Origin of the sequence: Streptomyces sp. NPDC102274, assembly GCF_044766385.1 — a bacterium.
In the GTDB taxonomy this organism is placed as follows: Bacteria; Actinomycetota; Actinomycetes; order Streptomycetales; family Streptomycetaceae; genus Streptomyces.
This window is the reverse complement of record NZ_JBIWLW010000003.1, coordinates 184,104-203,868: the sequence shown is the minus strand read 5'-3', so window position 1 is coordinate 203,868 and position 19,765 is coordinate 184,104. Positions and strand designations below refer to the sequence as shown.

The following is a 19,765-nucleotide window of genomic DNA, read 5'->3' as shown; positions in this document are numbered from 1 at the left end:
CGGGCTCAGAGGGCGGTCCCGTCTGCCGGTTGTGAGGATCGCTCGTCCGTGAGTGTGTCCCGGGTCCCGTGCGTGCCTTCCGGAGCGGCCCCGTCCTGGCCATCCTGGGCGGTCTCCTCCGGGCCGTCCGGGGCTTCGGTGAGGAGCCGCTCCAGCTCCGGGCGGCCGGGAAGACGGCCGGGACGGACGACCTCCCCGGTCCTCACATACAGGAAGGTGGCCGTGACCGCGGCCGGCGGGAGGCCGTGCTGCTCGGCCCAGGCCAGCCGGTAGACAGCGAGCTGAAGGGGGTCCGCCGTCCCGGCACGGCCGGTCTTCCAGTCGACGATCTCGTACGTGAAGGTCTCCGCGCCGGTCGCGGGGTCGGCATGGGCATGGCGGTAGACGGCGTCGATACGGCCCCGGATCACGCGGCCCGCGAGGGTGAGCTGAAACGGTACCTCCACGCGGTACGGCGTGCGCCGGGCGTACGGCGTCAGCTCGAACGCCTCCTTGAGCGCGGCCAGATCGCGTTCGTCCGCGATCTCCGGCTCGTCGTCCTCGCCGCCGGGCAGCTCGTCGGGGCCGAGCATCGGGAGCGGCAGCTCCTCGAACCGCGACTCCACCCAGGCATGGAACCGCGTGCCCCTGCGGGCGGCGGGCCGTGGCGGACGCGGCATGGGCCGGGCCAGCTCATGGGCGAAGCCGTCGGGGTCGGCGGCGAGCCGCAGCAGTTGGGTGGCGGAGAGCGACGGTGGTACGGGGACGTCGCGGACGGTGGCGCGGGCGCGGCGCAGCTCACCGGCGAGGGCGTCGAGATCGCGGTCCCAGGAGGCGAGGGTGCGGCTCTCTTCGGGGGTGAGGCGGGGGTGGTCGGCGGGTGCCTCCCCGGCCTGCCGGGGAGCGGGGACGGCGGCCGCGGAGTGGGCGCCGGGGGCGTCGGCATCGGGGGCGTCGGCGCCGGGGGCGTCGGCACCGGAGGCGTCGGCATCGGGGGCGTCGGCGCCGGGGGCGGTCGTCCAGGAGTCCCAGTCGGACAGATCCGCGCCGGACAGGTCGACGTCGAAGGGGTCCTCGTCCGGCGACTCGCCGTCGAACGGATCGTCGGGTTCGTCCAGGCCGGCCCGCACATGCGGATGGGCAGGCTCGTTCGGATCGGACGGCTCCTCCACATCGGCCAGTTCCTCCGGATCGGCCGGATCGGCCGGCTTCTCCGGATCGGCCGGGTCCGCAGACTCGGCCGGCCCGCCTCCGTCGCTCCCCAGCTCCTCCAGATACGTCAGCACCGTGTCCGCCGCCACGCGCCGGCGGGTCAGCGACGGCCCGTCCAGCGGAAGCGGCCAGACGTGGGAGACGCCCTCCGTCCGCAGAGCGGGGTTGTCCTCCGACTCCTCCGGTTCGTCCGCCCATGCCTCGATCTCGCCGAAGCCCGCCGCGCAGTGGTCGTACAGAGCGTGCAGGAAATCGGACGGGCCCCTCGGCCGCTTCTGCGTGGGCCCCCACCAGTGGCCCGAGCCGAGCAGCAGCGAGCGCGGACGGGTGAAGGTGACATAGCCGAGGCGCAGTTCTTCGGTGTGCTGGTGCGTCTTCATGGCCTCTTTGAAGGACTTGAGGCCCTTCGCGTCCCAGGACGTGATCTCCGGCAGGGTCGGCGCGTCACCGCGCAGCGCGTGCGGGAGGACCTTCGGCTGGGACGTCCACGACTCGCGCGCCTTGCCGTTGGGGAACTGTCCGGCGACCAGCCCCGGCACGGCGACGACATCCCACTCCAGCCCCTTGGACTTGTGGGCGGTGAGGACCTTCACCGTGTTCTCGCCGCCGGGCAGCGCGTTGTCCAGGCCCTTCTCGTACTGCGCGGCCGTACGCAGGAACGCCAGGAAGGCCAGCAGCCCGGCCTCGCCGTCGAGCGCCGCGAACGAGGCGGCGATGTCGAGGAAGTTGCCCAGCGTCTCCCGGCGGCGGGCGGCCAGCGCGTGCGGGGAGGCGGAGAGCTCGACCTCCAGTCCGGTCGTGGCCAGGACGCGGTGCAAGACGTCCATCAGAGGGTCCGCGAGCGACCGGCGCAGCTCGCGCAGTTCGGTGGCGAGCCGGGCGAACCGGACCCGGGCGGCGGCGGAGAAGGGCAGTCCGTCCTCCGGCGCGCCCGCCGACTCCAGGAAGGTGTCCAGGGCGTCGGCGAGCGAGATCACCTCGGCGGGGTCGGTGCCCTCGACCGCCGCGGCCAGCCGCGCGTCGGGGTCGTCGTCCCCGTCGGCGCCCGTACCCCGGTGGACCAGCAGCCGGGCCCGGCGGCCGAGCAGCGCCAGATCGCGCGGGCCGATGCGCCAGCGGGGTCCGGTGAGCAGCCGTACGAGGGAGGCGTTGGCGCCGGGGTCCTGGAGGACCTCGCACATCGCCACGAGGTCGGCCACCTCGGGGAGATGGAGCAGTCCCGAGAGGCCGACGACCTCGACGGGCACATCGCGGGCCACCAGGGCGCCCTGGATCTCCGGGAAGTCCCCGGCCGTACGGCACAGCACGGCGATCTCGGCGGGCTCCTTGCCCGTGCGCACCAGATGGGCGATCGAGTCCGCCAGCCAGTCGATCTCCTCCGCGTGCGTACGCAGCAGCGCGCAGCGCACCCCGCCGTCGCGCTCGGCGCCGGGCGCCGGGCGCAGTGCCTCCACGCCCTCGTGCATCGCGCGCAGCGGTTCCGCGAGGCCGTTGGCGAGGTCCAGGAGACGGCCGCCGCTGCGGCGGTTCTCACTGAGGGAGAAGCGGGCGGCCGGGCGGCCGTCCGCGTACGGGAAGTGGGCCGGGAAGTCGTCCAGATTGGCGACGGAGGCGCCGCGCCAGCCGTAGATCGCCTGGCAGGGGTCGCCGACCGCGGTGACCGCGTGTCCCGTGCCGCCGCCGAAGAGCCCGGAGAGCAGGAGCCGCTGCGCGACCGACGTGTCCTGGTACTCGTCGAGCAGGACGACCCGGAACTCGTCCCGGAGGAGGGCGCCGACCTCGGGTCTGGTGGTGGCGAGTTGGGCGGAAAGGGCGATCTGGTCGCCGAAGTCGAGGAGCTCGCGGGCGCTCTTGGCGGCGCGGTAGCGCCCGACGAGTTCGAGCAGTTCACCACGGGCGACGGCGGTCTCCGGGACCTTGCGCAGCTCGGCGTTGCTGAGCCGCGCACCCTCCAGGGTGCGCAGCAGGTCGGTGTCGTACGCGCCGAGCCGCGCGGGCCCGACAAGATGCTCGGCCAGCTCGGCGTCGAGCGCGAGCAGATCACTGACCAGCGCGGGAAGCGTCTTTGTCAGAGCCGGATACGGTCCCGGCGCGTCCCGCAGCACCCGCGCGGCGAGCTGGAAGCGGGTGGCGTCCGCGAGCAGCCGGGCGGTCGGCTCCAGACCGATCCGCAGGCCGTGGTCGGTGAGCAGCCGGCCCGCGAAGGCGTGGTAGGTGGAGATGCTGGGCTCGCCGGGAGGGTGCTCGGGGTCGATGGCGTCGGGGTCGGTGACTCCGGCCCGTACGAGCGCCTTGCGCACCCGCTCGGCGAGCTCGCCCGCCGCCTTGTTGGTGAACGTCAGCCCGAGGACCTGCTCGGGGGCGACCTGTCCGCTGCCCACCAGCCACACCACCCGGGCGGCCATCACCGTCGTCTTCCCGGAACCGGCTCCGGCCACGATGACCTGCGGGGCGGGCGGCGCGGTGATGCAGGCCGTCTGCTCCGGGGTGAAGGGGATCCCGAGAAGCTCCTTGAGCTGCTCGGGATCGGTGAGATGTACGGACACCCCAGGGAGGCTATCGGCCACCACTGACACTGGGGTGGGCCAGTTGATCGATCTCACGAAATCTGCGGAGCTCAGCCGTGGCTTGGTGCTCCCACACCATGATTTACGTCATGAGGCCGCCGCCTGAGCGTCTTCGGCATCCAATTGAGCCATGAACTCATCATGCGTAATCGGCGGCCCGGTCGGGGCGGCCCTGCGGGCCTCGGCTTCCGCGATGTCGGCCTCGTCCCTCAGGCGGCGCAGTTCTTCCAGTTCCTCTACATGGCCGTGCCGCACCCGGCCTACAAGCTGCCCAAGCTGGTTGCGGGCTTCCACAAGGGGAAATGTATCCATGCCGAAACTGTGCACACCCTCTGGTGAGTACCGCTTGGCACATAGGCTGATTCCTCGAACAATCACCCATACGGGTCACCCATCGATCCCATGTCTCACTCCACGACCTGCTGCCCCTCCGGCTGCGCGCTGCACGACGCGCGGAACGCGCAGTGGCCGCAGTGCTGGCCGGTCGTGGGGGTGAAGCGTTCGTCGAGTACGCGGCCGGCCGCCGTGGTCAGGAGCTCACCGACCCACTCCCCCGCCAGTGGCTCCTGGGCCTGGATCCTGGGGAGTTCCTCGCCGCCCTCCTTCTTCGGCGCGGCCTGGCGCAGCTGTACGAGTTCCGCGCCGCCCGGCTCCGGGCGGCGGCCGTCGAAGATCTCGTCCAGCGCACCCTCGCGTACCGCCAGCTGATAGACGGCGAGCTGGGGGTGGTGGGCGACCTCGTCCTTGGTCGGGGCCTGCTTCCCGGTCTTGAAGTCGACGACATAGGCGCGGCCCTCCGCGTCCTTCTCGACGCGGTCCATGGAGCCCCGGATGCGTACCTCGTACGCGCCCGCTTCGAGGGTGACGTCGAATCCGTGCTCCGTGGCGGCGGGCGTACGGCCGCGGTCCATGACGTGCCAGCGCAGGAACCGTTCGAGGGCGACCCTCGCCTGCGCCTTCTCCTGCTGGGACTTCCAGGGGGCGTCGAAGGCGAGCGCGTCCCATACGGAGTCCAGCCGCTCCATCAGGACATCGAGATCGGCGGGGGTACGGCCGGAAGCGACCTCGTCGGCCAGAACATGGACCACGTTGCCGAACCCCTGGGCGGCCGTGGCGGGCGCGTCGGCCTTCACCTCGCGTCCCAGGAACCACTGGAGCGCGCAGGTGTTCGCCAGTTGGTCGAGGGCGCTCCCGGAGAGCGCGACGGGCTGGTCACGGTCGCGCAGCGGGACCGTGCTGTGGGTCGGCTCGTACAGGCCCCACCAGCGGTGCGGATGCGCGGCCGGGACGAGCGCCTGGCCGTCCTCGTCGCTGAGCGCCGCGAGCCGGGCGAGCCGACGGGCGGCGGCGGCGCGGAGCGCCGCGGACGCCTCCGGGTCGACGGTGGTGGCGCGCAGTTCGGCGACGAGCGGAGCGACGGCGAGCGGGCGGCGGGGGCGGCCGGTGATGTCCCTGGGCTCCACGCCCAGTTCGGTGAGGAAGCGCGAGGGCTGGTCGCCGTCGTCGGCCGGGGCCTTGACGGCGGTCACGACCAGCCGGTCACGGGCGCGGGTCGCGGCCACGTAGAACAGCCTGCGCTCCTCCGTGAGAAGCGCGCCGGGGGAAAGCGGCTCGGCCAGGCCGTCGCGGCCGATCCTGTCCGCTTCCAGGAGAGAGCCGCGCCGCCGCAGATCGGGCCAGAGCCCCTCCTGCACACCGGCGACGACGACAAGGCGCCATTCGAGCCCCTTCGAGCGGTGCGCCGTCATCAGCCGTACGGCGTCGGGGCGTACGGCCCTGCGGCTGAGCGTGTCGGCGGCGATGTCCTGGGCGTCGAGCTCCTCCAGGAAGTTCAGCGCGCCCCGGCCGCCGGTGCGCTCCTCCGCGCGCGCGGCGGCGTCGAAGAGGGCGCATACGGCGTCGAGATCGCGGTCGGCGTTACGGCCGCCCGCACCACCGCGCAGCGCGGAGCGTTCCAGCCGGCCCGGCCAGGAGGTGCCGTCCCACAACTCCCAGAGGGCTTCCTCGGCGGTGCCGCCGCCTTCGAGCAGCTCACGCGCCTTCCGCAGAAGCGCGCCGAGCCGCTGTGCGCCTCGGGCGTACGCGGGGTCGTGCGCCACCAGCCGCTCGGGCTCGGCGAGCGCCCGCGCGAGCAGCGCGTCCGACGCGGCGGGGACGCGGTTCCCGCCGGCCCGTTCCTCATCGCGCAGCGCCCGCCCGAGCCGGCGCAGATCGGCGGCGTCCATCCCGCCGAGGGGAGAGGCGAGGAGAGCGAGAGCGGTCTCGACATCGAGCCAGGAGGTGACGGGAGCGGCGGACACGGCGGAAACGGCGAAGGCGGGCTCGGTCCCGGCGCCGACCCGCGGATCGACGGCGAAGGCGGGCTCGGTCCCGGCGCCGACCCGCGGATCGACGGCGAAGGCCGGATCGGTCCTGCCGTCGACTCGTGGATCGGGCACGGCCTCCTCCTCCGCCGCCGCCGTGCCCTCTCCTCGTACGTACGCGCCCGCCCCGTCCTCGCCCGCCCCGTCCCGCGACGGACGGCGGATCGCCGCCTCCGCCACCGCTCGCAGCGCCGCCAGCAGTGGGGCCACCGCCGGTTCATGGCGAAGGGGAAGATCGTCTCCGTCGATCTCCAGAGGGACGCCGGCCGAGGTCAGGGCGCGCCGGATCGACGGGATCGTACGGCCGCCCGCGCGCACCAGCACCGCCATGTCACGCCACGGAACGCCGTCCTCCAGATGTGCGCGGCGCAGGATGTCCGCGATGTTGTCCAGCTCCGTCGACGGCGTCGGGAACGTGTACGTCTCGACCCTGCCGCCCGTACGCACCGCCGCCGGCTCGCGGTGCGTCCGTACCTTCTCGGCGGGCAGCCGGGGAAGCGGCATACGGCGGGTCAGCAGCCGGGTCGCCGTCAGCAGGCGGTCTCCGGAGCGCCGGGAGGTGGTGAGCACCTCCACCGGCGCCGGCCGGCCGTCCCTCCGGGGAAAGGCGTACGGGAAGTCGAGGATGCCGTTCACATCGGCGCCCCGGAAAGCGTAGATCGACTGGTCCGGATCGCCGAAGGCGACCAGCGTGCGCCCCCGGCCCGCCAGCGCGCGCAACAGCCGGACCTGCGCCGGGTCGGTGTCCTGGTACTCGTCGACGAACACCGCGTCGTACCGCTCCATCAGCCGCGCCCCGACCTCCGGGCGGCCCGCGAGCAGCACCGCCCGGTGGACCAGCTCCGCGTAGTCGAGCACCCCTTGCATATCCAGGTTGTCCAGATACTCGGCGAGGAAGGCCGCGGCCGCCGACCAGTCGGGACGGCCGGTGCGCCGCGCGAACACGGCCAGCGCGTCGGGACCGAGGCCCAGTTCCCGGCTGCGGGCGAGCACGGCCCGTACCTCGTCGGCGAAGCCGCGCGTGGTGAGGCACGCCCGCAGCTCGTCCGGCCACCGGACGCGCCCCCGCCCCGCCCGCTCCAGATCGAGCTGGCCCGCGAGGAGATCGCGTACGGCGACGTCCTGCTCGGGACCGGAGAGCAGCCGTAGAGGTTCGGTGAAGAGTTCGGCCTCCTGATGGGCGCGGATCAGGGCGTAACAGAAGGAGTGGAAGGTGGTCGCCTGCGGGCCGCGCCTGCCGCCGAGCCGGACCGCCATCCGGTCGCGCAGTTCCACGGCGGCCTTGCGGCTGAAGGTCAGCACCAGGATCCGTTCGGGGTCGGCGCCCCGGCCGACCCGCGCGGCGACCGACTCCACGAGCGTCGTGGTCTTGCCCGTGCCGGGGCCGGCCAGCACAAGCAACGGTCCGGTCTCATGGTCAACCACGCCGCGCTGCGCTGCGTCCAGCCAAGGAGGATCCACCGGGACCGGCGGGGTACGCACCAGTCGGTACGCGCCCGGGGTCCGCTGCCGTACCCGACGGTGCGGGGTACGCCCGGTGGAAGAGGAGGAGCTCACGTGGTTCGCCGGTCCTGGAGAAGGTGCTGGTGGTGACGGTGCCGGGGGCGCTGACGGTGACCCGTGCGCCGGCCGGGGCGCGGGTGGCGCGTGCCGGTGACGCTACGCCGTCGGGCGGCCGGGACGCATGCGCTGCGCTCCGCTCGCGACGACCGGCCCGGCGACGCGCTCCGCTCCGTCATCGGCACGGGCAGCCGCGGGGGCGGCGCACCACCCGTCGAACGCCCGAATGGCGGAAGCTGTCATATGTGAGCCCCCTCGCCCGCATCCGCGCCGTCCCATCGCGCCCGTTTCATGTCCAGACGCGGCACATGCCCTTCCGCGCTCCGCGCGGCCTCGCGCAGGGGGGTGCCCTCCTCGCGGTAGTGGTCCAGCGCGCTCAGCTCGTGTCCCGCCAGCAGCACTCCGTCCGACCTGACCACGCGCCACCACGGCACGGCGCCGCCGTAGAGCGCCATGGCCCGGCCGACCTGGCGCGGTCCGCCCTCACCGAGCCACTCCGCGACATCGCCGTAGGTCATGACCCGGCCGGGCGGGATCAGCTCGGCCACGTCCAGCACGCGCTCCGCGTAATCGGGCAGCCGCGCCGCCTTGTCGGCCGCTCCATCCGCCTCGTCGGCCGCCGCGTCGGCCGCCGCGTCAGCGGGCACGTCGGCGGGCGCGCGCACGGTCGGCTTCCGGGACTCCTCGCTCCCCATCCTGCCCATCCTGCCGCACCCCGCCGACAGCCCCGCCGGTCCCGGCGGCCCGGCCGCGACCGCGCATCGGAGCGTATACGTGCGGTCACCGCATGTACGTACGCACGCAAAGGGACGCATCTCGTGCGCCCCGGGTCCCCGCAATGCACCCTGATGCCCCCGTCTGTCGGCTGCTCGTGCCACCATCATCCGGGCGGTGACTGGTGATACGAGATCAAGAAGAGACGGATTCGACAGAGGAGCGGGACGTGCGGCCTCCGGCGGCGGCGCCCACCTCTGGCGGTGAGTCGCGCCCGGACGCCGACGACACCGGCACCACCACCAGAACCAGCACCGGTCCCGGCTTTGGTCCCGACAGTGAGTCCTGCGACACCGGCGCCACCCGCGCCGACCGCGTCTCCGGCGACGAGCCGCTGCTCTCTGCCCGTGTCCACCGCCCCTCCGATCTGCTGCGTCTGCTCATCGGCGTCCTGGCCATCGCGCTCGTCCTCGGGCTCTCCGCCTTCGCCCACGGCACGACCTCCGGTCTGGAACAGGACATCAGCAAGGGCACGGGCCAGGCCCCCGACCTGATGGTCAAGGTGGCCGGTCTGGTGTCGAGCATCGCCGTGCTGCTCGTCCCGGTCGCCTTCGCGATCGAACGGCTGATCAAACGCGACGGACTGCGGATCGCCGACGGGGTGCTCGCCGCCGTCCTGGCACACGGCGTCACCCTCTCCATCGACCTCTGGGTCGCCAGAGCCGCCCCGGAGTCGATCCAGGACGCGCTGACCCGGCCCCAGGCGGGCGCCGGGCTCACCGACCCCGTCCATGGCTATCTGGCGCCCGTCATCGCGTATATGACGGCCGTCGGGATGGCACGCAGACCCCGCTGGCGGGTCGTGCTGTGGGTGGTGCTGCTGCTCGACGCCTTCGCGATGCTGGTCGCGGGCTACACCACACCGTTCTCGATCATCCTGACCGTACTGATCGGCTGGAGCGTGGCGTACGGCACGCTCTACACGGTCGGCTCGCCCAACGTACGCCCCACCGGGCAGACCTTGATGGCGGGTCTGCGCCATGTCGGTTTCCGTCCCGTCAACGCGATGCGCGCCGAGGATGCCGCCGACTCGGCCGAGCAGGGCGACCGGGGCCGCCGCTATCTGGTCACCCTGGAGGACGGTCCACCGCTCGATGTCACCGTCGTCGACCGCGAACAGCAGGCCCAGGGCTTCTTCTACCGGGTCTGGCGCCAGCTGACGCTGCGCTCCATCACCACCCGCCGGTCCATCCCTTCGCTGCGCCAGGCGCTCGAACAGGAAGCGCTGCTCGCGTACGCGGCCATCGCCGCCGGGGCCAACGCCCCCAAGCTGATCGCCACCTCGGAGCTGGGCCCCGACGCCGTCATGCTCGTGTACGAGCACCTGGGCGGCCGGTCCCTGGACTCACTGCCGGACGAGGAGATCACCGACGAACTGGTACGAGGCGCCTGGCGCCAGGTCAAGGCCCTCCAGTCGCGCCGGATCGCGCACCGCAGGCTCACCGGCGACGCGCTGCTGGTGGACCGCTCCGGCAAGGTGATCCTCACCGAGCTGCGCGGCGGCGAGATCGCGGCGGGCGATCTGGTGCTGCGGATGGACACCGCCCAGCTGCTCACCACGATGGGGCTGCGGGTGGGCGCGGAGCGCTCGGTGGCCGCGGCGGTCGAGGTCCTCGGCCCCGACGCCATCGCCGACTGCCTGCCGCTCCTCCAGCCGATCGCGCTCAGCCGCTCCACGCGCGCGACGCTGCGCCGGCTCGCCCGCGAGCGATCGCAGCGCGAGCGCGAGGCGGTGCTCCAGGCGTCCGAGGCGAACAAGCGCGCCAAGGTGGCGGAGGCCGCCGCCGTGGACGGTGACCGCAAGGCCGTACGGAGATCCCTGCGCGCGGAGAAGCAGGCGGAGAAGCGGGCCATAGACGAGGCCCTCGACGAGGCGCGCGAGGAGGATCTGCTCTCCCAGATGCGCAAGCAGGTGCTGCGGATCAGGCCGCAGGCGCCGGTCGAACCGGTGCGGCTGGAGCGGATCAAGCCCCGTACGCTGCTCAGTTTCATCGCCGGGGCCGTCGCCGCGTACTTCCTGCTCACCACCATCACGCAGGTGGACTTCGGCTCGGTGATCAGTCAGGCGCACTGGGGCTGGGTGGCCGCGGCCGTGGCGTTCTCGGCGCTCAGCTATGTCGCGGCGGCGATGAGCCTGCTGGGCTTCGTACCGGAACGGGTGCCCTTCCGGCGTACGGTCGTCGCGCAGGTCGCCGGCTCCTTCGTCAAGATCGTCACGCCCGCAGCGGTCGGTGGTGTGGCGCTGAACACGCGCTTCCTCCAGCGCGCGGGGGTACGCCCGGGGCTCGCCGTCGCCAGCGTCGGCGCCTCGCAGCTCTTCGGGCTCGGGGCGCACATCCTGCTGCTGCTGTCCTTCGGCTACCTCACCGGCACGGAGAAGTCGACGTCGCTCACCCCGTCCAGGACGGTGATCGCGGGTCTGCTGACGGTCGCCGTGCTGGTGCTGGTCGTGACCGCGATCCCGTTCCTGCGCAAGTTCCTCGTGACGCGGCTGCGCTCCCTGTTCGCCGGGGTGGTGCCCCGCATGCTCGACGTCCTCCAGCGGCCGATGAAGCTGCTCACCGGCATCGGCGGGATGCTCCTGCTCACGGGTGTGTTCGTGATGTGCCTGGACGCCTCGATCCGTGCGTTCGACAACGGCAACCAGCAGCTCAGCTACGCGAGCATCGCGGTGGTCTTCCTGGCGGGCAACGCGCTGGGCTCGGCCGCGCCGACGCCGGGCGGGGTGGGCGCGGTCGAGGGCGCGCTGACGCTGGGTCTGCTGGCCGTCGGACTGCCGAAGGAGGTCGCCGCGCCCGCCGTGCTGCTCTACCGGCTGCTGACGCTGTGGCTGCCGGTGCTGCCCGGCTGGCTGAGCTTCAGTCACCTCACCCGTAAGGGAGCTCTCTAGGGCGTGTCTGATAAATAGCGCCGTCCGCCCGGAGGGCGGGGCTCACGGCGTCTGGTGCGTGCGATCGCAAGGCGGAGGGTCGTCCTCGTAGCGGAGCTACGTGGACGAGCCCGACAACGCGGCGAGCGCGCGTGCCAGACGCCGCGAGCCAGGCGGAATTTGTCAGACACGGCCTAAGTCCTGTCCGGCCGGACAGGACCTGCGAGACATGCGTGCGGTTCCCGCCGGGCCGCCGCCACCCGCATGGACCGCGGCCCCGAGCGGCCCATGCCGCCGGGGCGCACGATGGGTCCATGTCACGCTCCCCCGTCTCCGCCGTCTCCGTCCCGTCCGCCCTGTCCGTCCCGTCCGCCCCGTCCGCTCTCTCCGTGCGCCGCGCCCCCGCCCTGGCCGCTGTCACCGCCGCCGCCCTGCTGGCCGCCACGGGATGCTCCGGCAACAGCGGGACCTCCGCGCCGGGCAGCTCCCACGGCGGGAACACCGGGAGTGCGGACAGACCCAAGGACCTGGCGACCCAGCGGCTGGAGTGGAGGGCGTGCAGGACCCCGTCGGTCGCGGAGGGCGGCGGTACGGCCCCCTCGCCGCTGCCCGGCGGCGCCCGGTGGGAGTGCTCCTTCATGAAGGCGCCGCTCGACTACGCCAAGCCGGACGGCGACACGATCGATCTGGCGCTGATCCGGGCCAAGGCCCGCGACACGAAGCAGCGCATCGGCTCACTCATCTTCAACTTCGGCGGCCCCGGCGGCTCCGGCATCACCGGGCTGCCGTCCTTCGCCCCGGACTACGAGAAACTCCGCGCCCGCTACGACCTGGTCAGCTTCGACCCGCGCGGGGTCGGCGACAGCGACGGCGTGAAGTGCGAGAACGACAGACAGCTCGACGCGTACTTCGCCCAGGACTCCACCCCCGACACCCCGGCCGAGGTGAAGACCTTCACCAAGGGGCTCGCCACCTTCGCCGCCGCTTGCGAGAAGAACTCCGGCAGCCTGCTTCCGTATGTCGGTACGACCAACGCCGCCCGCGACATGGAGCTGATGCGCCAGGTCCTCGGCGACAGCAAGCTTTACTACTTCGGCATCTCCTACGGCACCGAACTGGGCGGTGTCTACGCCCATCTCTATCCGAAGTCCGTCGGCCGGGCGGTCTTCGACGCCGTCGTCGACCCGACCCAGAACTCCGAACAGGGCTCGCTCGGCCAGGCGAAGGGCTTCCAGCTCGCCCTGAACAACTTCGAGAAGGACTGCATCGCGCGCGGCGACGCCTGTGTACTGCCCGGCACCACCCCGAAGGAGATCGAGGGGTTCATCACCCAGCTGCTCGATCGGCTGGGCAAGCAGCCGATCGCCGGCATCGGGACCCGCAAACTGACCCAGACACAGGCCACCAATGGCATCGCCCAGGCGCTCTACTCGAAGGACTTCTGGCCGTATCTGGAACAGGGGCTCGACGAGGCCGACGGCGGCAGCGGCGCCCTGCTGCTCGCGCTCTCCGACTCGATGAACGGCCGCGACCAGTACGGCAGGTACAGCAATCTCCAGGCCGCCAACGTGGCCATCAACTGCGCCGACTCCAAGGAGCGCTACACGGTGGCGCAGACCGAGGCGAAGCTGCCGGAGTTCCGCAGGGCGTCGCCGGTCTTCGGGGACTTCCTGGGCTGGGGGATCATGAGCTGCACCAAGTGGCCGGTGCCGGGGCGGTGGTCCACCCCCGATGTCAGCGCGAAGGGCTCGGCCCCGATTCTGATCGTCGGCAACACCGGTGACCCGGCGACCCCGTACGCGGGCGCCAGGGCGATGGCCAACGCGCTGGGCAAGGGCGTCGGCACGGAGATCACGTACCACGGACAGGGACACGGCTCGTACGACAGCGGCAACCCCTGTGTCCAGGGGGCGGTGAACGGCTATCTGCTGAACGGAAAGGTGCCGGCCGCGGGTACGGTCTGCCGCTGACGCGCGGACCGGTGGCCATGCCCCCGCGGTCTCCAAGAGGCCCCCCACCTATGCGCGCGGTCTCCACGTCCGAAGTCCGTCCGCCCTCGGTTGTCCTCACCGGCCGGACCGGATTGAATTGCGCCATGTCTCGCCGTACTCGGATATCCGCCCTGCTCACGGTGTCACTCCTGCTGACCGTCACCGGGTGCGGGAGCGCTACGGAGGACCCCCCGCCCGACGCCAAGGCGGCCGCTCGCTCCTCGGCCCCGGCGTCCGCCCCGGCCGCCGCCGGTGCCACACCGGATTCCGCCGCCGTGCCCGCGCTGCCCGCCTCGCTCACCGGACAGCGGCTCGACTGGAAGCGCTGCGAGGCACCGCGCGCCGCCGGCGGCAGCGCGGCGAAGGCTCCCGGCTCGGACTGGAAGTGCGCCACGATGCGGGCGCCGCTCGACTACACCGCGCCCTCCGGCGAGACCATCGGAATCGCCCTGATCCGCTCCGAGACCAAGGACAGGTCCAGCCGGATCGGCTCCCTCCTCTTCAACTTCGGCGGCCCCGGCGGCTCGGGCGTGGCCACGCTCCCCGCCGTCGCCGACTCGTTCACCGCGCTCCGAACCCGGTACGACCTGGTCGGCTTCGACCCGCGCGGGGTGGCGGAGAGCGCCGGTGTGGTGTGCCGGAACGACCGGCAGACGGAGAAGTCCCTCCGTATCGACACGACCCCCGACACCGCGGCCGAGCAGAAGACCTTCCTCGACGACTCCGCGGCCTTCGGCGCGGACTGCGCGCGCCGCTCCGGACCGCTGCTGCCCCATGTCGGCACTACCGGCGCGGCCCGTGACATGGATCTGATGCGCCAGGTCCTCGGCGACGACACGCTCAACTATCTGGGCTTCTCGTACGGCACCGAACTGGGCGGTGTCTACGCCCACTTGTTCCCGGCGAAGGTCGGACGGTTCACCCTGGACGCGGTCGTCGATCCGACGGCCGACTATGTGGGGCACTCCCGCAACCAGGCGCTCGGCTTCCAGCGCGCCCTGGAGAACTACTACAAGAGCCGGGGCGTCAGCGCGCAGGCGGGCACCGCGCGGGTGGTGCGGCTGCTCGACCGGCTCGACCGCGAGCCCCTGCCGACCGGTACGGGGCGCAGACTCACCGAGAGCCTCGCGCTCACCGGCATCATCAGCCCGCTGTACAGCGAGGACAGCTGGCCGTATCTGACCGACGCGCTGGACGCGGCCGAGGGCGGTGACGGCAGCGGGCTGCTGCGGCTGGCCGACTCGTACAACGACCGCGACGCACAGGGCCGCTACGGCACGGCGCAGCACTCGCAGCGCGCCATCTCCTGCGCGGACGCCAAGGGACGCGTCACCGCGGCGGAGGTCACGTCCCGGCTGCTGTCGGACTTCCGGAAGGTGTCGCCGGTCTTCGGCCCCTATCTGGCCTGGGATCTGGCCGGCTGGTGTGCCGACTGGCCGGTGCCCGGCGAGCACGAGACACCGGAGGTGGCGGCGCCGGGCGCGGCACCGATCCTGGTGGTCGGCGGCAAGGGCGATCCGGCGACGCCGTACGAGGGTGCGCAGCGGATGGTGGAGGAGCTGGGCGAGGGGGTCGGGGTCCTGCTCACCTTCGAGGGCGAGGGCCACGGCGCGTACACCACGGGCAATCGCTGTATCACCGGTGTGGTGGACGACTACTTCCTGCACGGCACGGTCCCGGCCGCCGGGACCAGCTGCTCGTAGGCTGCCCGTAGCGGGACCCCAGCTGCCCGTAGAGGGGGCCCACGCACGACGAAGGGGCCGACGTGTGCGCGTCGGCCCCTTCGCTTCGCTCGTATCGATGCGCCGGGTCTCAGTAGACCGATTCCGGTCTCAGTAGACCGGCTTCTCCGGCTCGATCTGGTGGACCCAGCCGATGACTCCGCCGCCGACGTGCACCGCGTCCGAGAAGCCCGCGGACTTCAGCACCGCGAGGACTTCCGCACTGCGGACACCCGTCTTGCAGTGCAGGACGATCTTCTTGTCCTGCGGCAGGGCCTCCAGGGCGGTCCCCATCAGGAACTCGTTCTTCGGGATCAGCTTGGCGCCGGGGATCGAGACGATCTCGTACTCGTTCGGCTCGCGCACGTCGATGATCTCGATGTTCTCCTTCTCGTCGATCCACTCCTTGAGCTGCTTGGGAGTGATCGTCGAGCCGGCCGCCGCCTCCTGGGCCTCCTCGGACACGACGCCGCAGAAAGCCTCGTAGTCGATCAGCTCGGTGACGGTGGGGTTCTCGCCGCAGACCGCGCAGTCGGGGTCCTTGCGGACCTTGACCTGGCGGTACTGCATCTCCAGGGCGTCGTAGATCATCAGCCGGCCGACCAGCGGCTCGCCGACGCCCGCGAGCACCTTGATCGCTTCGGTGACCTGGATGGAGCCGATGGACGCGCAGAGCACGCCCAGCACGCCGCCCTCGGCGCAGGAGGGAACCATGCCGGGGGGCGGCGGCTCCGGGTAGAGGCAGCGGTAGCAGGGACCGTGCTCGGACCAGAACACGCTGGCCTGGCCGTCGAAGCGGTAGATCGAACCCCAGACGTACGGCTTGTTCAGCAGCACGCAGGCGTCATTGACCAGATAGCGGGTGGCGAAGTTGTCCGTGCCGTCCACGATCAGGTCGTACTGCGAGAAGATATCCATCACGTTCTCGGCCTCAAGCCGCTCTTCGTGAAGGATCACATTCACATAGGGGTTGATTCCGAGGACGGAGTCACGTGCGGACGCGGCCTTGGACCGGCCGATGTCGGCCTGGCTGTGGATGATCTGACGCTGCAGGTTCGACTCGTCGACCTCGTCGAACTCCACGATGCCGAGCGTGCCGACACCGGCCGCGGCCAGGTACATCAGAGCCGGGGAGCCGAGGCCACCGGCACCCACACACAGCACCTTCGCGTTCTTCAGCCGCTTCTGCCCGTCCATCCCGACGTCCGGGATGATCAGGTGACGGGAGTACCTGCGGACCTCGTCGACGGTGAGCTCGGCAGCGGGCTCGACCAGGGGTGGCAGCGACACAGGGACCTCAACAAGGGGGTTGGTCGGTCAATCAGTACGGTTGTTCTGTCTGTAACACTGCCACGGCCCTTCTCATTCCAAGACACCTGGTCCGACTCGCGAGACGATCTCGTCCCAGAAGCCGGGCAGCGTCTCGAATGCCCTGGTGCGGCCGACCGGGGCGACGCCGCCCTCACTCACGTCCGTGCGGTCGGTGCGGTCCGTGCCGTCCGTGCGGTCGGTGAAGAAGATCGTGCCCGCGCCCTGCCAGCGGGCGATCCGCATCGCCTCCTCCAGATGACCGCGCGGCACCCCGTGGACGAGATGGGCGAAGCGCTCCGGCGGATGGTCAGCCGTCCACGCCGCCGCCTGCGACCAGCGGTAATCCGCCCACCGGCCGCGGAAGGTCACCAACTGGTCGGCGGCCTCCGCGTATCCGGGGTACGGATGGACCCCGTGGCCCAGGACGAGGAACCCGTCGTCGAGCACCGCGCCGAGCGCCGCCGTCGTCCGCCGCATCGCGGGCAGGTCGGCACGGCCCGCCGGGCACCGGTCGAGAAAGAAGCCGTCGACGCGGTACCAGTCGAAGAACCGCCGCGCGTCGGAGTCCAGCTCCCCGGCGGGGCGGGCGCCGTACGCCAGGTCGAGATGGCCGAGCACCCTGGAGCCCGCGTTGGTGAGCCGGCCCGCCGCCGCCAGACAGTGCGGGTCGGGCCGGTCGCCGGGGCCGTCCGCGACATTGAGGACGGCCCAGTGCAGCGGGGTTCCGGGGCGGGTCAGTTCGGCCCACTCGACCGGCGCGAGCAGCGGGTGCGCGTACCCGGGAACGCCGATGCCGAGCCGGCCCTCCTCGGTGGCGGAGAGCCGGCCGCCGGTTCTGGTCAGATACGGCACGCCGCCTCCATCCAGATATCGGCGAGTGACTCCTCCAGATTGATCCGGGGCCGCCAGCCGAGCCGGTCACGTGCGGTCCGTACATCGGCCTGCTGCCAGCTGCCGCAGCCGTCGGGGTACGGGAGCGGGCCCGCGCCCAGGAGTTCGGGCACCGATTCGCCCCGGGGGGCGCCGACGGTGGCGTGGCCGGCCCGCATCGGCCCGGGGGGCAGGTCCAGTTCGTGCAGGGCGCCCGCGTACCCCGCGACCCTCGCCAGTACGGCGGCGGCGTCCCGCAGCCTCACCGCGCGTCCGGTGCCGATGTTGACGACGCCCTGGGCGGCGGAGAGCGAGGCGGCGTGCACGGCGCGCGCCACGTCGCGTACGTCGACGAAGTCACGCTGCACACCCAGGCCGCCGAGCTTCAGCTCACCGTCGCCCGACTGCATGGCGCGGCGCATCGCCTCCGCGAGCCGGCCGAGCGGGGAGCCCGCGGGGGTGCCGGGGCCCACGGGCGAGAACACCCGGAGCACGATCGCGTCGAGCCCGGACCCCAGCACCAGCTCGGACGCGGCGAGTTTGCTCACGCCGTACGGGCCGCCGGGGCGCGGTACGGCGTCCTCGGCGGTCGACGAGCCGTGCTGGGACGGGCCGTACTCGGAGGCGCAGCCGAGCTGGACGAGCCGCGCGCCGCAGCGGCTGCGGCGCAGGGCCTCGCAGACCGTGGCGACGGCGACCGTGTTGTGCCGGGTCAGCTCGCGCGCGCCGCCACGGGTGGCTCCGGCGCAGTTGATGATCACCCCGGGATGGACGGCGTCCAGGAAGCGGGTGAGGGCTCCCGGGCTGCCGCCCGCGAGATCGAACCGTACGTCGGCGTCGTCGCCCCGGCCGAGCGCGGTGAGGTGGACGGCGGGGTCGGCGAGCAGCCGGTCGGCCACGAAGCGGCCGAGGAAACCGTTGGCGCCGAGCAGCAGAACCCTCATCGCGCGGCCCCTCTGTGCCGGCGGGCCGGTGCGGGGGCCGCTGCTGCGGCCCGTGCTGCGGATTGCGGAGTCATCTCTGGCTTCTCCTTCACAAGGTGGTGCTGAGGCCTCAAGGTGTGTGCCGACGCCCGCGGGAGGGCGACGGTGGCATGGGCGAGGAGTCCGAGCGCGGCGGCTCCGCAGGCGAGGGCGGGTACGGCTGCCGCGCCCCACGCCTCGGCCACCGCGCGCACGGGGACGGCGAGGGCGTCACAGCCGGGCAGGCGGCCCGCCAGTACGGACGCGCAGGACAGGACCTCCAGGGCACAGGCGGCGGCGAGTCCGGTGGCGGCGGCCCCGGGGAAACCGTGGACCGTGAGCAGCCGGGCGAGCAGGAGCAGGGTGCCGACGGTGACGGTGGGCACGAGTGCGCCGCCCGGCGTGGAGGGAAGTGCGCCGTGCGCGCCGGGCGCGCCGCCGTTGTCCTCGCCGAAGACGGCGGCGGCGAGCAGGTACAGACAGGTCAGGACGGCGGCGAAGAGCCCGACGAGCGCGAGCAATAGGGAGCGCGCGACGGCGGCGAAGTCGGCGGGTCCGCGGCTCCCGGCGGGCCCGCGCCGGGCCCGCGAGGAGAACGAGGAGAAGAGGTGGACGCACCAGGCGGCGGGGAGGACGGCGAAGGCCGGTGCGGCGAGCAGCGCCGGGGACGTGGGCCACGCTCCGTCGGGGCCGCCGCTGACCAGCGCGGTCAGCAGCCCGTCGCCGCACAGCAGATAGGCGAGCAGCCCGTACGTCCAGAGTCCCGCGGCGGGGTGGGTACGGCCTTCGGCGCGCAGCGGTCCCCGGCGCAGACACGCGAAGAGCGCGCCGGCGAGTGCGAGAGCCCCTGCCAGACCTATCGCGAGGCGCCGCTGTCCGCCGGTGTGGTCGAGCCCGAGCAGGGTGAGGGCGCAGACGGTGCCGGGCAGCAGCGCGAGGGCCGTCCACCTGCCCCAGCCGGACGGGCCGGACCGGTCGGGAGTCGTACGGGCGTCTCGGCCGCCTCGCGCGTCTCGGCCGCCTCGCGCGTCCCGGTCAGACATCGCGCTCCCCCGCTCCGGCGTACGCCCCCAAAGGGACGGGGTTGTCGCGGCCCACGTGCGCGCCGGCCGCCCCGCCCGGGGTGACCTCGGCGGTCAGCCTCTGGATGGCCCCGAAGAAGCGTTTGGCCAGCAGCCCGGACAGCGTGACCGAGCCTCCGCACCCTCCGTACGCGGCGGGGCGGAGATCGGGCACGGACGCGGTGTGCATACTCCGGCGTGCGCCGGGGATACGGCAGGCGGCCTCCAGCAGCCGTACGGCGGCTTCCGAGCGCAGGGCAGCCGGCAGCCCGCAGCGCTTGCTGACTGACTCGCCCTTCGCATACGGAAAGCCACCGTCCGTAAGCAGTCCGATCCGCACGAGCACACCCCCGATCTCCCTTGTGGGCAGCCGCCGTTGATCCGGCGACTCGCAGCGGGACGACCGTAAGCGGATAAGCCGGTGGTGGGGGGGGGGGGGGGGGGGGGGGGGGGGGGGGGGGGGGGGGGGGGGGGGGGGGCGGCGCGGCGGGCCGGGGGGGGGGGGGGGGGCGGAGGGCGGGGCCG

12 protein-coding genes are annotated in these 19,765 nt (G+C 72.6%); 3 read left to right on the top strand and 9 right to left on the bottom strand.

The window, feature by feature from the left end:
• Positions 1 to 5: 5 nt before the first annotated feature.
• From ACIRQP_RS05465 to ACIRQP_RS05450, 4 genes are all read right to left on the bottom strand, one after another.
• Positions 6 to 3,737 carry a UvrD-helicase domain-containing protein gene (locus tag ACIRQP_RS05465; RefSeq protein WP_403883819.1) on the bottom strand — a complete coding sequence of 1,244 codons (3,732 nt, stop codon included), beginning with the start codon at positions 3,735 to 3,737 and terminating at the stop codon, positions 6 to 8.
• Between the two features lie 108 nt (positions 3,738 to 3,845).
• Entirely contained in the window at positions 3,846 to 4,070 is a 225-nt protein-coding gene (locus tag ACIRQP_RS05460; RefSeq protein WP_403883816.1) for a hypothetical protein, read from the bottom strand.
• A gap of 95 nt (positions 4,071 to 4,165) precedes the next feature.
• Positions 4,166 to 7,678: an ATP-dependent helicase gene (locus tag ACIRQP_RS05455; protein WP_403883813.1), complete on the bottom strand. Its 3,513-nt coding sequence runs from the start codon at positions 7,676 to 7,678 to the stop codon at positions 4,166 to 4,168.
• A gap of 242 nt (positions 7,679 to 7,920) precedes the next feature.
• A complete protein-coding gene (locus ACIRQP_RS05450) occupies positions 7,921 to 8,376 on the bottom strand; it encodes an MGMT family protein (RefSeq protein WP_403883810.1) in 456 nt (151 codons plus the stop codon).
• Positions 8,377 to 8,624: 248 nt separating this feature from the next.
• On the opposite strand from ACIRQP_RS05450, the gene ACIRQP_RS05445 reads away from it, so the two are divergent.
• The 3 genes from ACIRQP_RS05445 to ACIRQP_RS05435 all read left to right on the top strand — a co-directional run bounded on the left by ACIRQP_RS05445 (position 8,625) and on the right by ACIRQP_RS05435 (position 15,018).
• A complete protein-coding gene (locus ACIRQP_RS05445) occupies positions 8,625 to 11,345 on the top strand; it encodes a lysylphosphatidylglycerol synthase domain-containing protein (protein ID WP_403883807.1) in 2,721 nt (906 codons plus the stop codon).
• 293 nt (positions 11,346 to 11,638) lie between these two features.
• Complete coding sequence (locus ACIRQP_RS05440) at positions 11,639 to 13,294, top strand: alpha/beta hydrolase (RefSeq protein WP_403883804.1); 1,656 nt, start codon at positions 11,639 to 11,641, stop codon at positions 13,292 to 13,294.
• Positions 13,295 to 13,419: 125 nt separating this feature from the next.
• Complete coding sequence (locus tag ACIRQP_RS05435) at positions 13,420 to 15,018, top strand: alpha/beta hydrolase (RefSeq protein ID WP_403883801.1); 1,599 nt, start codon at positions 13,420 to 13,422, stop codon at positions 15,016 to 15,018.
• A 129-nt stretch (positions 15,019 to 15,147) separates the two neighbouring features.
• On the opposite strand, the gene moeZ is transcribed toward ACIRQP_RS05435, so the two are convergent.
• From moeZ to ACIRQP_RS05410, 5 genes are all read right to left on the bottom strand, one after another.
• Entirely contained in the window at positions 15,148 to 16,326 is a 1,179-nt protein-coding gene (gene moeZ / locus ACIRQP_RS05430) for an adenylyltransferase/sulfurtransferase MoeZ (RefSeq protein WP_403883798.1), read from the bottom strand.
• A gap of 72 nt (positions 16,327 to 16,398) precedes the next feature.
• Entirely contained in the window at positions 16,399 to 17,199 is an 801-nt protein-coding gene (locus ACIRQP_RS05425; RefSeq protein ID WP_403883795.1) for a spherulation-specific family 4 protein, read from the bottom strand.
• Positions 17,187 to 18,161 (bottom strand): NAD-dependent epimerase/dehydratase family protein, encoded by a 975-nt coding sequence (locus ACIRQP_RS05420; RefSeq protein ID WP_403883792.1) that lies wholly within the window; start codon positions 18,159 to 18,161, stop codon positions 17,187 to 17,189. Before ACIRQP_RS05420 ends, ACIRQP_RS05425 begins: the two co-directional genes overlap by 13 nt.
• On the bottom strand, positions 18,158 to 19,222 hold the full coding sequence (locus ACIRQP_RS05415) for a hypothetical protein (RefSeq protein WP_403883789.1): 1,065 nt from the start codon (positions 19,220 to 19,222) through the stop codon (positions 18,158 to 18,160). The genes ACIRQP_RS05420 and ACIRQP_RS05415 overlap by 4 nt, the downstream gene beginning before the upstream one ends.
• The gene (locus ACIRQP_RS05410; RefSeq protein ID WP_403883785.1) at positions 19,215 to 19,586 is read right to left on the bottom strand and encodes a hypothetical protein; all 372 of its coding nucleotides are present in this window, start codon (positions 19,584 to 19,586) and stop codon (positions 19,215 to 19,217) included. Before ACIRQP_RS05410 ends, ACIRQP_RS05415 begins: the two co-directional genes overlap by 8 nt.
• Positions 19,587 to 19,765: the final 179 nt, after the last annotated feature.

Coding starts and splice junctions, on each gene's coding strand:
- ACIRQP_RS05450 (WP_403883810.1), bottom strand. CDS start 8,376: ATGGGGAGCGAGGAGTCCCGGAAGCCGACCGTGCGCGCGCCCGCCGAC.
- ACIRQP_RS05415 (WP_403883789.1), bottom strand. CDS start 19,222: ATGTCTGACCGGGACGCGCGAGGCGGCCGAGACGCGCGAGGCGGCCGA.
- ACIRQP_RS05460 (WP_403883816.1), bottom strand. CDS start 4,070: ATGGATACATTTCCCCTTGTGGAAGCCCGCAACCAGCTTGGGCAGCTT.
- ACIRQP_RS05435 (WP_403883801.1), top strand. CDS start 13,420: ATGTCTCGCCGTACTCGGATATCCGCCCTGCTCACGGTGTCACTCCTG.
- ACIRQP_RS05420 (WP_403883792.1), bottom strand. CDS start 18,161: ATGAGGGTTCTGCTGCTCGGCGCCAACGGTTTCCTCGGCCGCTTCGTG.
- ACIRQP_RS05440 (WP_403883804.1), top strand. CDS start 11,639: ATGTCACGCTCCCCCGTCTCCGCCGTCTCCGTCCCGTCCGCCCTGTCC.